The organism is Klebsiella sp. Lac1 (assembly GCF_009825425.1).
Lineage (GTDB): Bacteria > Pseudomonadota > Gammaproteobacteria > Enterobacterales > Enterobacteriaceae > Klebsiella > Klebsiella electrica.
The window spans coordinates 2,628,489-2,642,702 of sequence record NZ_VJZJ01000001.1 but is presented as its reverse complement, the minus strand read 5'-3'; the positions used below and the strand labels follow the sequence as shown (position 1 = coordinate 2,642,702).

14 protein-coding genes, 2 pseudogenes and 1 other annotated feature are annotated in these 14,214 nt (G+C 54.9%); of the genes and pseudogenes, 6 read left to right on the top strand and 10 right to left on the bottom strand.

Annotated features, from left to right (window positions below; genetic code table 11):
- The first annotated feature begins 114 nt into the window (after positions 1-114).
- Both FNY10_RS13045 and FNY10_RS13040 read left to right on the top strand, forming a co-directional pair.
- Positions 115-1,425 (top strand): annotated as a pseudogene (locus FNY10_RS13045) (glycosyltransferase).
- A 340-nt stretch (positions 1,426-1,765) separates the two neighbouring features.
- Positions 1,766-2,773: an acyltransferase family protein gene (locus tag FNY10_RS13040; RefSeq protein ID WP_160702722.1), complete on the top strand. Its 1,008-nt coding sequence runs from the start codon at positions 1,766-1,768 to the stop codon at positions 2,771-2,773.
- A gap of 102 nt (positions 2,774-2,875) precedes the next feature.
- Here the strand turns inward: FNY10_RS13040 and hisIE are convergent, their stop codons facing one another.
- The 9 genes from hisIE to hisL all read right to left on the bottom strand — a co-directional run bounded on the left by hisIE (position 2,876) and on the right by hisL (position 10,132).
- Complete coding sequence (gene hisIE, locus FNY10_RS13035) at positions 2,876-3,475, bottom strand: bifunctional phosphoribosyl-AMP cyclohydrolase/phosphoribosyl-ATP diphosphatase HisIE (RefSeq protein WP_141964263.1); 600 nt, start codon at positions 3,473-3,475, stop codon at positions 2,876-2,878.
- Complete coding sequence (gene hisF / locus FNY10_RS13030) at positions 3,469-4,245, bottom strand: imidazole glycerol phosphate synthase subunit HisF (protein ID WP_131048088.1); 777 nt, start codon at positions 4,243-4,245, stop codon at positions 3,469-3,471. The genes hisIE and hisF overlap by 7 nt, the downstream gene beginning before the upstream one ends.
- Complete coding sequence (gene hisA, locus FNY10_RS13025) at positions 4,227-4,964, bottom strand: 1-(5-phosphoribosyl)-5-[(5-phosphoribosylamino)methylideneamino]imidazole-4-carboxamide isomerase (RefSeq protein WP_160702720.1); 738 nt, start codon at positions 4,962-4,964, stop codon at positions 4,227-4,229. Before hisA ends, hisF begins: the two co-directional genes overlap by 19 nt.
- Complete coding sequence (hisH, locus tag FNY10_RS13020; RefSeq protein WP_015583936.1) at positions 4,964-5,554, bottom strand: imidazole glycerol phosphate synthase subunit HisH; 591 nt, start codon at positions 5,552-5,554, stop codon at positions 4,964-4,966. Before hisH ends, hisA begins: the two co-directional genes overlap by 1 nt.
- Positions 5,554-6,621, bottom strand: coding sequence for a bifunctional histidinol-phosphatase/imidazoleglycerol-phosphate dehydratase HisB (gene hisB / locus FNY10_RS13015; protein ID WP_141964264.1), 1,068 nt, complete (start codon positions 6,619-6,621; stop codon positions 5,554-5,556). The genes hisH and hisB overlap by 1 nt, the downstream gene beginning before the upstream one ends.
- Positions 6,618-7,679 (bottom strand): histidinol-phosphate transaminase, encoded by a 1,062-nt coding sequence (gene hisC / locus FNY10_RS13010; protein WP_131048086.1) that lies wholly within the window; start codon positions 7,677-7,679, stop codon positions 6,618-6,620. Before hisC ends, hisB begins: the two co-directional genes overlap by 4 nt.
- Positions 7,676-8,980: a histidinol dehydrogenase gene (gene hisD / locus FNY10_RS13005; protein ID WP_131048085.1), complete on the bottom strand. Its 1,305-nt coding sequence runs from the start codon at positions 8,978-8,980 to the stop codon at positions 7,676-7,678. The genes hisC and hisD overlap by 4 nt, the downstream gene beginning before the upstream one ends.
- Before the next feature lie 56 nt (positions 8,981-9,036).
- The gene (hisG, locus tag FNY10_RS13000; protein WP_100685863.1) at positions 9,037-9,936 is read right to left on the bottom strand and encodes an ATP phosphoribosyltransferase; all 900 of its coding nucleotides are present in this window, start codon (positions 9,934-9,936) and stop codon (positions 9,037-9,039) included.
- A gap of 47 nt (positions 9,937-9,983) precedes the next feature.
- Positions 9,984-10,106: a sequence feature (His leader region), on the bottom strand.
- Positions 10,082-10,132: a his operon leader peptide gene (hisL, locus tag FNY10_RS12995; protein WP_004899375.1), complete on the bottom strand. Its 51-nt coding sequence runs from the start codon at positions 10,130-10,132 to the stop codon at positions 10,082-10,084. It overlaps the preceding feature by 25 nt.
- Positions 10,133-10,307: 175 nt before the next feature.
- Here hisL and FNY10_RS12990 point away from each other — a divergent pair, with 175 nt between their 5' ends.
- The 4 genes and pseudogenes from FNY10_RS12990 to FNY10_RS12975 all read left to right on the top strand — a co-directional run bounded on the left by FNY10_RS12990 (position 10,308) and on the right by FNY10_RS12975 (position 13,707).
- Positions 10,308-11,132 carry an SDR family oxidoreductase gene (locus FNY10_RS12990; RefSeq protein WP_100685862.1) on the top strand — a complete coding sequence of 275 codons (825 nt, stop codon included), beginning with the start codon at positions 10,308-10,310 and terminating at the stop codon, positions 11,130-11,132.
- A 37-nt stretch (positions 11,133-11,169) separates the two neighbouring features.
- Positions 11,170-12,061 (top strand): annotated as a pseudogene (locus tag FNY10_RS12985) (LysR family transcriptional regulator).
- Between the two features lie 235 nt (positions 12,062-12,296).
- Positions 12,297-12,359, top strand: a complete 63-nt coding sequence (yoeI, locus tag FNY10_RS27355) for a membrane protein YoeI (RefSeq protein ID WP_098949253.1) — start codon at positions 12,297-12,299, stop codon at positions 12,357-12,359.
- Positions 12,349-13,707, top strand: coding sequence for an APC family permease (locus FNY10_RS12975; protein ID WP_165785421.1), 1,359 nt, complete (start codon positions 12,349-12,351; stop codon positions 13,705-13,707). The genes yoeI and FNY10_RS12975 overlap by 11 nt, the downstream gene beginning before the upstream one ends.
- Positions 13,708-13,812: 105 nt before the next feature.
- On the opposite strand, the gene FNY10_RS12970 is transcribed toward FNY10_RS12975, so the two are convergent.
- Complete coding sequence (locus FNY10_RS12970; RefSeq protein ID WP_100685859.1) at positions 13,813-14,112, bottom strand: ArsR/SmtB family transcription factor; 300 nt, start codon at positions 14,110-14,112, stop codon at positions 13,813-13,815.
- Positions 14,113-14,214: the final 102 nt, after the last annotated feature.

Sequence of the window (14,214 nt, the reverse complement as noted above, 5' to 3'; positions counted from 1 at the left end):
TGATGAAGCTAAGACGCTTTCATCTTACCTGTCTTTAAAAACTGGCAACCTACACATTAAACGCTATCAAAAAAAATATAATCGCGTTTATAAGCTAAGCGTCAAGGTGATAGCATGTCTGATAAAAAGAGCATTGTTATTTCTGTTATTATCCCTGTACACAATGCTGCTGGATATATTTCAGATACCTTAAGCACGGTTTTGTCTCAAACACTGAACGACATCGAAATCATTATTGTCAATGATTGTTCCGACGATAATACCTCCGAGATTGTCTCTGCGCTGGCGGAAACTGATTCACGGATTAGAGTGATTAACAACGCGACAAACCTCGGTGGCGGAGGTTCGAGAAACGTCGGATTAGATGCCGCTATCGGTGAGTACGTTATTTTCCTCGATGACGACGATCATGTTGAACACCAGATGCTGGAACACATGTATGCGCGGGCTATCGATATACAAGCGGATGTCGTTATCTGTCGTAGCCAGTCGTTTGATCCCGCCTTGCAGGTTTATGCCCCGATGCCGTGGTCCGTGCGTCAGGAGTTGCTACCTGATCTTATGGTTTTTTCATCCTAGGATATTCCCTCTGATTTTTTCCGCGCCTTTATCTGGTGGCCATGGGACAAGCTTCTCAGACGTCAGTTTATTGCCGCTCACCAGCTTCGTTTTCAGGAAATCAGAACAACGAACGACCTTTTCTTCGTTTGTGCTTTCATGCTTATGGCGAACCGAATTTCGGTCTTAGATGAAACGCTAATTTCTCATACCATCAACCGTCCTGAATCCTTATCCGCCACCAGGGCGGAGTCGCACCACTGTGCTGTTGAAGCACTGGCTGCTCTTAAAATGTTTATCTGTCAGCAGGGGATGATGGGGCAACGCCTCAGAGATTACAAAAACTATGCGGTCGTTTTCCTGGAGTGGCATTTAAACACGATCTCTGGACCGACATTCCAGCCGTTTTATCAGCAGGTACAAGAGTTTATTGGGGAGCTGGATGCCAGGGATGACGATTTTTATGATGAATTTATCACTGCCGCATACCGTAGGATCACCGTGCTGTCTGCTGAAGAGTATATCTTCTCCCTTAAAGATCGTGTCCTGAAAGAGCTTGAGTTTTTCCAGGCCAGGAGCGCCACATTAGAGCAAGAAGTTGAGGGGCTTACACACTCGTTTGCTGAGCAAAAGAGTGAAAATACGCTATTGCATACCCAATTAGATGAGATTGAAGAGCGGGTGACTGAACAGGAAAAAAATATTCATCAGTTAACTGAAAAAAATAATGCTTTGCGTCATGAAATGACGATTAAACAGCAAGAGTTAAATGAAATTTACCAGCATTACAAAGAGTTAATCTCTTCTTTATCATGGAAGTTGACTCAGCCGCTAAGAGGAGTAAGACGCTTTTTTAAAAGATTTTGACAGAAGGTTAAACAAGTTTCATTTCTTTCTGGATAATTTCTTATAAAAATATTTTCTCATTATATAAAAGAGCTCCTTATCACATGATTTGAGGAGCGCTTTTTCGGTTGGATTAATAATTTATTAGTTGGCAGGTAATCGATTTCTCGTTGAGTCTTTGCTGGGGGCAGCAATGTCTCAATGTGTGTAACTGGTTTTCTTTTTTACGTGAATATCTGCCTTTCTAAAAAATTTTCCAGGCGGAAATCACTTTTAAATATTGATGGCTATTCTATTTATTACTAATAAATTCTTTCTTCTAAAAGAATGTAGTTTTACTCATTGAATTACGGGGTGTAGATTGTCTGTTAACAGATTTGATGCCATTGATGGCACTCGTGGGATATTGGCGGGCATGGTCATGCTCAGCCATATGTTTGGTAGCTTTATGGGCTGGCCGCAAGTCAGACCATTTAGTGGTGCCTATCTGTGCGTGGTGTACTTTTTCATCATGAGCGGCTTTGTTCTGACCTATGCCCACGCGTCGGGTAACTTTTTCAAATACCTTCTGACGCGGTTTGCCAGACTATGGCCGCTGCATTTTTTGTCGACCATTCTGATGGTCGGCATTTATTACTATAATGCCCACCATGGCGGCTATGTTTCCAGCCCGGATGTGTTTTCTGTTACTGTGATACTAAAAAATATATTATTTCTTCATGGTCTTTACTGGCATGACTTCAAGTTAATTAATGAGCCATCATGGAGTATAAGCATTGAGTTCTGGGCATCGCTTTTAATCCCTCTGGTCTTTGCGCGATTAGGAAATATGACGCGCGCCGTTGTTGCAGGGTTATTCTTTATTTTTCTGTGGCATAAATACCCATCCGGGATACCACCCTCAATGCTGACCGCTATGCTGTCTATGCTGATTGGTTCACTGTTTTTCTCTTTATCACAGACAGAGTATTTCAAGTGTCTGATGAAAGAAAAGTTCATGGCCTGTTTTATTGGCGCGGCGACGATGGTATCAATCGTTGGTGTTTATGCTATGAATCACAGTCGACTGGATTATTTTTTATTCCTGGCGTTTATCCCGATGCTGTTCATAGATTATCTCCCCGATAATCAGTTGATAAAACGGATTTTCACCTCTAATTTATTCTTGTTTCTCGGCTATATTAGTTTCCCTTTGTATCTATTGCATGAGTTGGTTATTGTCTCTGGATTCATTTTCGACCCTGAAAATGCCTGGGTATCAATATCAGTAGCGGCATTTTCCGCCATATTCATTGCCTATATTTATGCCCGGTTTATCGATTATCCTCTCTATCGCGCGTTAAAGCGCCAGATCGCCAAAATAAGCTAATGCTCCGTTGCGTTTTATTGCGCGGTATTTAATGGGTTCCTGCGCTGCGGCCGGGAACGCCCGGCGGAGAAAAGGGGAGGGGAATCCCCTCCCGTTATCGACTTATTTATGTCTGCTCCGCAGATTCTCGACCACTGCCGTCAAATCCAGCCCCTGATCCTGCAGCAGCACCAGCAGGTGATACACCAGGTCCGATGCCTCGTTCTTCAGTTCGAACTGGTCATGCACCGTCGCGGCCAGCGCGGTTTCCACGCCTTCTTCACCCACTTTTTGCGCAATACGCTTGGTACCGCTGGCATACAGCTTCGCGGTATAGGAGCTTTCCGGGTCCGCATGCTTACGCTCGGCCAGCAGTTGCTCCAGCTGATACAGGAACAGCCACTGGTGACCGGCGTCGCCGAAGCAGCTGGACGTGCCTTTATGGCAGGTCGGGCCGATCGGGTTAACCAGCACCAGCAGGGTGTCGTTGTCGCAATCCGGGGTAATGCTCACCACGTTGAGAAAGTTGCCGGAGGTTTCGCCCTTGGTCCACAGACGCTGTTTGGTCCGCGAATAAAAGGTCACTTTACCGCTCTCTTCGGTCTTCGCCAGCGCATCCTGATTCATGTAGCCCAGCATCAGCACTTCGCCGGAGATGGCGTGCTGCACGATGGCCGGCATCATGCCGTCGGTTTTTTCCCAGTCCAGCTGTTCAGTTAACATACCCTAATCTCCACGCCCTGTGCTGCCAGGTACGTTTTTAGTTCACCAATATTAATAATCTGCTTGTGGAACACCGATGCCGCCAGCGCGCCGTCGACGTTGGCGTCGCGGAAGGCTTCAAGGAAATGTTCCATGGTGCCGGCGCCACCGGAGGCGATGAGCGGCACGTGGCAGACGGCGCGGACTTTGCTCAACTGCTCAAGATCGTAGCCGTTACGCACGCCATCCTGATTCATCATGTTCAGCACGATCTCGCCGGCACCGCGTTTCTGCACTTCCTGCACCCAGTCGAGGGTCTCCCACTGGGTCACGCGCGTGCGGCTCTCATCGCCGGTGTACTGGTTAACGTGATATTTACCGCTCTCAGCATCAAACCAGGTATCGATGCCCACCACAATACACTGCACGCCAAAACGATCGGCCAGACGGGTAATCAGCGTCGGATCGGCCAGCGCCGGGGAGTTAATCGAAATCTTGTCGGCACCGAAGGAGAGAATCTGCGCCGCATCGTCGAGGGATTTAATTCCGCCGGCGACACAGAAAGGAATATCGATCACTTCCGCGACCCGCGACACCCAGCTTTTATCGACGACGCGGCCGTCGCTGGAGGCGGTGATATCGTAGAACACCAGCTCATCCGCGCCTTCATCGGCATAGCGTTTCGCCAGCGGCACGATATCGCCGATGATTTCATGATTACGGAACTGCACGCCTTTCACTACCTGGCCGTCGCGAACGTCGAGGCAGGGGATTATCCGTTTTGCCAGCATTGAATGGCCTCCGTTACGTTAAATTTACCTTCCAGTAGCGCGCGACCGACAATCACCCCGCGCACGCCGGTGCCGCGCAGCGCGGCAATATCCTGCAGATCGCCGATGCCGCCGGAAGACTGGAACGCCACCTGCGGATAGCGGGCGCACACTTCTTCATACAGCGAGACGTTTGACCCCGCCAGGGTGCCATCGCGAGAAATATCGGTACACAGGACATGCTGCAGGCCGACGGATTGATAGCTCTCTACCAGCTCTTCCAGCGTCACGCCGGAGTTTTCCTGCCAGCCGCTGACCGCCACCTGCTTGTTGCCTTCCGCGTCGATACGCACGTCGAGCGCCAGCACCAGATGCTGCGGGCCAAAACGCTTAAACCAGCCTTTTACCACTTCCGGCGCCTTCACCGCCGTCGAACCCACTACCACGCGCGCCACGCCTGCGGTAAGCAGGGCCGCCACATCCTCTTCCGTGCGCACGCCGCCGCCGACCTGCACCGGTACGTTCACTCCGGCAACCAGCGTTTTCAGCAGCGGGATCTGGCGCTTCGCCGGATCTTTCGCCCCGGTCAAATCGACCAGGTGCAGCACCTCGGCTCCTTGCGCGGCATAGGATTGCAGGCGCGGCAGCGGATCGTTGCCATAGTCGCGCTGCTGGCCGTAATCGCCCTGATGGAGACGGACAACCGTACCGTCAATTAAATCTAAAGCAGGAATGATCATCACATCTCCAGGAAGTTTTTCAGCAGCTGCGCGCCGGCGCTGCCCGAGCGTTCCGGGTGGAACTGGACGCCAAAAAAGTTATCTTTCTGTACCGCCGCGGTGAACGGCTCGCCGTAATGGCACTGGGCGATGGTGTAAGGATTCACCGGCATGGCATAGCTGTGAACGAAATAAAAATAAGCGCCGTCATCGATACCGCGGAACAGACGGTTCCCTGCTTTTGGATAGACCCGGTTCCAGCCCATATGCGGCAGCGGCAGTCCGTGGTCGGTCATTTTCGGCACGTCTTCTTCAATAATGCCCAGCAGATCCACGCCGTTGCTCTCTTCGCTGCGCCGCCCCAGCAGCTGCATGCCGAGACAGATACCGAGTACCGGCTGGGTGCAGGCTTTCACCAGTTCAATCAGCTCGCGCTCGCGTATCTGGTCCATCGCCGCCTGCGCGGTACCGACGCCGGGTAAAAACAGTTTATCGGCGCGCAGCACCACATCCGGGTCGCGGCTGACCGCCGGCTCGTAGCCGTGACGGCCGATTGCCGACTTCACCGAATTGAGGTTGGCGCAGCCGGTGTCGAGGATCACCACGTTCATCACAGTACTCCTTTCGATGAGGGCAGCGTATCGCCCTGCACGCGAATCGCCTGACGCAGCGTACGGCCAAAGGCCTTGAACAGGCTTTCGACGCGATGATGGTCGTTCTTGCCCTTGGTTTTCAGATGCAGCGTGACCGCCATGGTGTAGGAGAGCGAACGGAAGAAGTGCTCAACCATCTCGGTGCTCAGATCGCCAACGCGCTGATAGGCAAAATCGGCTTTATATTCCAGGTGCGGGCGACCGGAAATGTCCAGCGCGCAGCGGGCCAGACATTCGTCCATCGGCAGCACAAACCCAAAACGGTTGATCCCGCGCTTATCGCCCAGCGCCAGTTTCAACGCCTCGCCCAGCGCCAGACCGGTATCTTCCACGGTGTGGTGATCGTCAATATAGAGATCGCCGCCGACGTTAATTTCCAGACGGAAGCCGCCGTGGGTGGCGATTTGATCGAGCATATGATCAAAGAAGCCGACGCCGGTGTGAATTTTGCTGCCGCCTTCGCGATCCAGCCAGACTTTGACATCCACCTGGGTCTCTTTGGTGTTGCGCTCCACGTGGGCATAGCGGTCACGGCGGGTCAGCTGTTCGCCGATAGCCGGCCAGTTCAGGGTCTCGCGGTCATAACGCAGGCCGATGATGCCCATATTGTCCGCCAGCTGGATGTCTGTGGCGCGATCGCCGATCACGTAGCTGTGGGCTTTATCCATCACGCCCTCTGCCAGCCACGGCAGCACCAGCTGGGTTTTAGGCTTGCGGCATTCACAGTTGTCAGCTGGCAGATGCGGGCAAATCAACACGTCGTCGAAATTGACGCCCTGGGAAGAAAACACCTGCATCATCAGATTGTGCGGACCGTCAAACTCCGCCTGCGGCAGGCTGTCGGTCCCCAGACCGTCCTGATTGGTGATCATCACCAGCTTGTAACCTTCCTGCTGCAGTTTCAGCAGAACAGGGATCACCTGCGGCTCAAAAGCCAGCTTTTCAAAGCGGTCTACCTGAAAATCAACCGGTGGCTCGGAAATCAGCGTACCGTCACGGTCAATAAAGAGAAACTTCTGGGTCATACATTCTCCGCAGTCAAAGCGTCAATCACGCGCTGGCTCTCTGCACGGGTACCGATAGTGATACGCAAACAGCCGCTTAATGAGGGTTGTTTATTCTGGTCTCGTAAGATAATGCCCTGATCCCACAGAGATTTAAATACCGCGCTGGACGCTTTAAAGCGCACGAGGACATAGTTAGTCGCGGAGTCGAAGACCTGCTCAACGCACGGGATCGCGCGCAGCTGACTAATCAGATACTCACGCTCGTCGAGAATTTGCGCCACCCGCGCGCGCATCGCGGCGATACCCTGCTCGCTGAGCGCCTGGGCAGCAATGTCGGCCACCGGCGTCGACAGCGGGTAGGGGGCGATGACCTTCATCAACAGGCTAATCACCTCGGCGTTCGCCAGGGTAAACCCACAGCGCAGTCCGGCGAGGGCGAAGGCTTTTGATAACGTGCGCAGGACCACGAGGTGCGGATAGTCGCTCAACCAGCCCGCCAGCGTCGCCTGCGGGCAAAACTCGATATAGGCTTCATCGGCGACGACGATCGCTTTGCCGCGGGTCATCTCCAGTAGCGCGCGCATATCGTCCGGGTTAATGACCTGCCCGGTCGGGTTATTGGGGCTGCAGACAAATACCACCTTCACGCCATCGAGACTGGCGGCGATGCCCGGCAGATCGAGCTGCCAGTCGCTGAGGCCCGGCACGGTACGGCAGGCCACGCCGATGGTTTCGGCGCTGACGCTGTACATGCCGTAGGTTGGCGGGCAATAGAGCACCGCATCTTGTCCCGGCTCGCAGAAGGCGCGGATCAGCAGTTCGATACCTTCATCGGCGCCGCGGCTGACCAGCACCTGCTCCGGCTTAACGCCGGCATAGCGGGCGTAATTCTCGATCACCGCCTTCGGCTGGCATTCCGGATAGCGGTTCAGCGTCTGCTGGGTCAGCTGAAATTCGACGGCGGTCGGGAATTCATTGGCGTTCAGCCAGACATCGCCTTTGCCGCCCAGACGGCGAGCAGATTGATACGGCGTCAGGGCACGCACGTTGGCGCGGGCTAAATCTTCGATGCTCATGCTTGCTCCTTAAGGGCTGCAACGCGCAGCGTAACGGCATTTTTGTGGGCGGTCAGGCGCTCGGCGGCGGCGAGGATCTCAATGGTCGAGGCGAGAGAGGCAAAGCCTTCGCGCGACAGCTCCTGCACGGTCATCCGTTTCTGGAAGTCCGCCAGTCCCAGACTTGAACAGGTGGCGGTATAGCCATAGGTCGGCAGCACGTGGTTGGTGCCGGAGGCATAATCGCCGGCGGATTCCGGCGACCAGTCGCCGAGGAACACCGAACCGGCGCTGGTAATGTCGTCAACCAGTTCACGGGCTTGACGGGTCTGGATAATCAGGTGTTCCGGACCGTACTGGTTGGAGATATCTACGCACTGGGCGAGGTCGCGGGCCACGATAATCCGACTGGCCGAGAGCGCTTCGCGGGCGGTTTCCGCACGCGGCAGCGCCGCCAGCTGGCGCTCAACGGCGCGGGCGACCTGTTCACCCATCGCCGCATCCGGGGTCAGCAGGATCACCTGCGAATCGGGGCCGTGCTCCGCCTGGGAAAGCAGGTCGGAGGCGACAAAGTCCGGCGTCGCGCCGCTGTCGGCAATCACCAGCACTTCTGACGGTCCCGCCGGCATATCGATCGCCGCGCCGTCCAGACGCTGGCTGACCTGGCGCTTGGCCTCGGTGACGAAGGCGTTGCCTGGGCCAAAGATTTTATCGACTTTCGCCACCGACTCGGTGCCGAAAGCCAGCGCGGCAATGGCCTGAGCGCCGCCGACGTTGAAGATTGTGCGCACGCCGCAAAGCTGGGCCGCGTAAAGGATCTCATCGGCAATCGGCGGCGGCGAACACAGAACCACCTGCTGGCAACCTGCGATGCGCGCTGGCGTCGCCAGCATCAGCACCGTCGAGAACAGCGGCGCAGAACCGCCGGGAATATAGAGGCCGACGGAGGCGATAGGGCGGGTCACCTGCTGGCAACGCACGCCCGGCAGCGTTTCCACGTCCACACCCGGCAGTTTTTGCGCGTTGTGGAAGGTCTCGATATTGCTGACCGCGACCGCCATGGCTTGTTTCAGCTCATCGCTGAGGCGGGCGCCGGCTGCGGCAATCTCTTCTTCGCTGACCTGCAGCGTTTTGACGTCGGTTTTATCAAACTTTGCGCTGTATTCGCGCAGCGCCGCATCGCCATTGTTTTTGACGTTATCAAGAATGTCCGCCACCGTGCGGGTGATGGTGTCGGAGGCAGAAATCGCCGGGCGCATTAAGAGCTGCTGCTGCTGTTCGGCGCTACAGCTGTTCCAGTCGATGATGGTATTGAAGCTCATGGTCGTTTCCCCTGTCTAATCTCTGAGACAGGCCCGTCGGGCCTGTTCCCCGTGGATTACTCCATCATTTTCTCGATGGGCAGTACCAGAATGGAGCTGGCGCCCAGCGCTTTCAGTTTTTCCATGGTTTCCCAGAACAAGGTTTCGCTGCTGACCATGTGCATGGCAACGCGCTGTTTGTCACCGGCCAGCGGCAGAATGGTCGGGCGTTCAGCGCCAGGCAGCAGGGCCACCACTTCTTCCAGACGTTCGGTCGGGGCGTGCATCATGATGTATTTGGATTCGCGCGCCTGAATCACCCCCTGAATACGGGTCAGCAGGCGGTCGATTAGCTGCTGTTTGGCATCGGCCATTTCGCCATCGCGCTGGATCAGGCAGGCTTTAGAGCGGAACATCACTTCCACTTCGCGCAGACCGTTAGCTTCCAGGGTGGCGCCGGTGGAGACCAGGTCGCAAATCGCGTCGGCCAGGCCAGCGCGCGGGGCGACTTCAACGGAACCGTTCAGCAGACAGGATTTAAAGGAGATACCTTTCTGATCGAGGTAGCGCTTCAGCAGGTGCGGGTAGGAGGTGGCAATACGTTTGCCGTCCAGCGACGATGGACCGTCCCAGGCCTCATCCGCCGGAGTGGCCAGCGACAGGCGGCAGCCGCCAAAATCAAGACGACGCAGAGTAAAATAGCGCGGGTCTTCCCCCTGAGCGCGGCGGCTCAGCAGCTCTTCTTCCAGCACGTTCTCGCCGATGATGCCCAGATCCACTACGCCGTCCATAATCAGGCCCGGGATATCGTCATCGCGGACACGCAGAATGTCGATGGGCATATTTTCCGCCAGCGCAATCAGACGCTGGGTGTGCAAATTCACTTTAATGCCGCAACGGCCCAGTAATTCGCGTGAATCTTCGCTCAGGCGGCCTGATTTTTGAATAGCTATGCGTAAACGGCTGTTGTCTAACATTCTTGTTTTCCTCTTAATACCTGTCTGAATCTGTCCGAATTTGGTTCAAAAAAAAGCCCCCGGAAGTAAATCTTCCGGGGGCTCTATTCGCGCTCATGCACCTCTGGAAGATCTAAACGTCTTCCAGCACACATCGCCTGAAAGACTAGTCAGGATGATGGTGATGATGGTGATGTTTAAATTGAACGCGGTTCATAAAATTCTCTTTGAATGACTATGCATTTGATGCCTTTTAACCTAAACCACTTCAAGCGCAGAAAGCAAGGGCTTTTTACCATCATTAATTCATTTCATCTTCACTGAAGAAATTGTCAGTTGCCGCTGGCTGGCGTAGCCTTAAGTCAGCACAGCGAAAGAGTCAGGAGCCAGGTATGAAAAAGGTCGCAATTGTCGGTTTAGGATGGCTGGGCATGCCGCTCGCTTTGTCATTGAGCGCGCGGGGATGGCAGGTTACCGGCAGCAAAACCACCCAGGACGGCGTGGAGGCGGCGAGGATGTGCGGTATCGAAAGCTATCCGTTACGCCTGGAGCCGCAGCTGGTCTGCGATGCCGAAGATCTGGATGCATTGATGAATGTGGATGCGCTGGTGATTACGCTGCCGGCTCGTCGCAGCGGGCCGGGGGAAGATTTTTATCTGCAGGCGGTACAGGAGCTCGTCGATACGGCGTTGGCCTACCATATCCCGCGGATCGTCTTTACCAGTTCCACTTCCGTATACGGCAATGCCAGCGGGATGTTAAAAGAAAATTCACCGCGCGATCCGCAAACCGCCAGCGGTAGGGTGCTAAAAGAGCTGGAGGACTGGCTGCATAACCTTCCGGGCACCTCGGTGGATATTTTGCGTCTGGCCGGGCTGGTGGGGCCCTCTCGTCATCCCGGGCGTTTCTTTGCCGGGAAGTCTGCGCCGGACGGTCAGCACGGCGTAAACCTTGTACACCTGCAGGATGTCATTTCGGCTATCGAGCTGCTGCTGCAGGCTCCGAAGGGCGGACACATCTATAATATATGTGCGCCCAAACATCCGGCGCGCGGCGTGTTCTACCCGCAAATGGCCCGTGAACTTGGGTTGCCGGCGCCGGTGTTTGCCGACAGCCCAAACGGCGACAGCGGAAAACTGATTGATGGTAACCGTATCTGCTATGAACTGGGGTTTGATTATCAGTACCCCGATCCGCTGGTGATGCCGATGGAGTAATCCGCCAGCGGGAAATCGCGAACCTAAGGGGGCGGCGATGAAACCACTGCTGGATGTCCTCGTCATTCTGGATGCGCTGGAAAAAGAGGGGGAGCTTTGCCGCCGCGTCGGCAAAGCTGTACAAAACGCCTTCTGCGCTGAGCTACACCATTCATAAACTGGAAAGCGATCTCAATATTCAGCTGCTTGATCGCAGCGGTCATCGGGCGCGCTTTACCCCCACCGGACAGATGCTGCTGGAAAAGGGGCGTGAAGTTCTGCATACCGTCCGCGAGCTGGAAAAACAGGCGATTAAACTGCATCAGGGCTGGGAAAATGCGCTGGTGCTGGCGGTGGATAGCACGTTCCCCTTTTTTTTACTGGCGCCTCTGGTGAGCCGGTTCTATCAGCAGCATACCGCCGCCCGGCTGCGTTTTGTCCGCGAGGCACCGTCCAGCGGCTGGAGTGCGCTGGTGGAAGGACGGGCGGATCTCATTGTGGGGGTATCAGGCGACCCGCCGGCGCTCGTCGGCTATGGGTTTAGCCCGCTGGGCGAGCTGGCGCACATCTTTGTTATCGCGCCGCAGCATCCGCTGGCAAAAATGGCGGCACCGCTAAGCTGGCGGGCGATGAAACACTATCGGGCCATCGTCTGCGGGGAGCAATGGCCGCCGGTTGACGATCAGGAAAGCCTTGTGACGTACGATTTTGCCGGCCAGCTGATGTTGATTAGCGCGGGGCTGGGATGGGGGTATGTGCCAAGGTATCTGGTACAGGCTCAGCTGGAGAGCGGCGAGCTGATAGAAAAAGAGGTTTCCTCGCCGTTACCGGCGCATCGGGCATGGCTTGGCTGGAATGAAGACGCCGCTGGGCTCTCTTGCGCGTGGTGGCGTAGCGAAATTTTAGCAAATAATGCTATCCATACGATCTATGATATTAAAATCGTATGAATATTAATCTGTTAGATAAGCATGGCGTTGATTTGCCGTCTCAACATCTTGTCATCTGGCCAGTAAGTGTTGCAAAATACGCGGCCTGAAAAAATGGAAATTGACCGACTCTTTTTTGAAGAGTCGGTTATTTTTTTGTTTTCAAGACACATCATTCAATACCAAGAGGCCGGGCTTCGTACCGGATAGATATTTACTAAAAACCGACAGTCGTTGTCGCTGAGGAATAGAAAAAATGGGGCAATTTTTTGCTTACGCGCTGGCCTTCGCCGTAAAAGGGGATAACTATGTCGCATAACGCTACTCCAAAAACCTCTCGCGTGGAATTACGTAAAACGCTTACGTTGATTCCGGTTGTAATGATGGGCCTGGCCTATATGCAGCCGATGACGCTGTTCGATACGTTTGGTATCGTCTCTGGTTTGACCGACGGCCACGTCGCGACGGCTTACGCCTTCGCCCTGGTCGCGATTCTCTTTACGGCACTGAGCTACGGTAAACTGGTTCGTCGTTTCCCGTCAGCGGGTTCCGCTTACACCTACGCCCAGAAATCTATCAGCCCGGCGGTGGGCTTTATGGTGGGATGGTCGTCGCTGCTGGACTACTTGTTCATGCCGATGATCAACATTCTGCTGGCGAAAATTTACTTTGAAGCGCTGGTGCCTTCTGTTCCTTCGTGGATCTTCGTTGTCGCGCTGGTGGCCTTTATGACCATCTCTAACCTGCGCAGCATCAAGACCGTGGCGAACTTCAACACCCTGATCGTTATCCTGCAGATGGGTATCGTGGCGGTGATTGTCGGCCTGATTATCTACGGCGTGATGCACGGCGAAGGCGCAGGCACACTGACCAGCACTCGTCCGTTCTGGTCTGAAGGGGCGCACGTGGTGCCGATGATTACCGGTGCGACCATCCTGTGCTTCTCGTTCCTGGGCTTCGATGGCATCTCTTCGCTGTCTGAAGAGACCAAAGACGCTGAGCGCGTGATTCCGAAGGCTATTTTCCTGACTGCGCTGATTGGCGGCCTGATCTTCATCGGTGCCTCTTACTTCCTGCAGCTCTATTTCCCGGATATCTCGCGCTTTAAAGATCCGGACGCATCGCAGCCGGAAATTATGCTGTACGTTGCGGGTAAAACCTTCCAGTGGGGCGTGCTGATTTTCTCCAGCGTGACCGTGCTGGCCTCCGGTATGGCCGCGCATGCGGGCGTTTCTCGCCTGATGTACGTCATGGGCCGCGATGGCGTGTTCCCGACCCGTTTCTTCGGCTACGTACACCCGAAATGGCGTACTCCGGCGTGGAACGTGCTGCTGGTTGGCGCGATTGCGCTGCTGGCGATTAAATTCGACCTGGTGACGGCGACGGCGCTGATTAACTTCGGCGCGCTGGTGGCATTTACCTTCGTTAACCTGTCGGTCATCTCCCAGTTCTGGATCCGTGAAAAGCGTAACAAGACGCTGAAAGACCACTTTAACTACCTGATCCTGCCGGTGTGCGGCGCCCTGACCGTAGGCGCGCTGTGGATTAACCTGGAAGAGAGCTCTATGATTCTGGGTCTGATCTGGGGCGGTATTGGTCTGGTGTACCTGGCCTGCGTGACCAAAAGCTTCCGCAACCCGGTACCGCAGTACGAAGACGTGGCGTAATCCTCGCCCGTAGTGATGAAAAAAGCCGGAGGGAAACCTCCGGCTTTTTGTTTTTGTCCTTGGGAGTCCGCGATCTGGCCGCGCGACAGCCCGAATAACCCCTTCCTACATCACCTTCAGAAGCGCATCCAGCAGTCCGGGAAAGCGCGCGTCGAGATCCTCCCGGCGCAGAGAAATCATATTCTCCCGCCCCTGAGGGCGCTGCCAGATGACGCCGCTATCGCGCAGGACGCGCCAGTGGTGGGTCATCGTCGACTTAGCGACATCCTCATGGCGCAGCGCGTTGCAGCTCTGCTCGCTGCCATCGGCCAGGATGCGAACGATCTCGAGGCGCATCGGGTTACCAAGGGCAAAAAGCACATTTTCCAGGCGAATGTGTTCACGTTCGGGGTGATTGGCGATCATAATATTCCTGTGTCGGCGGTTGTGCGACTCCCGGGAGTCGCAGCCCGTATCGGCGGCTGCCGGGTAATATATCCAAACTGAAGGTCTAACGCTACGCGTGCC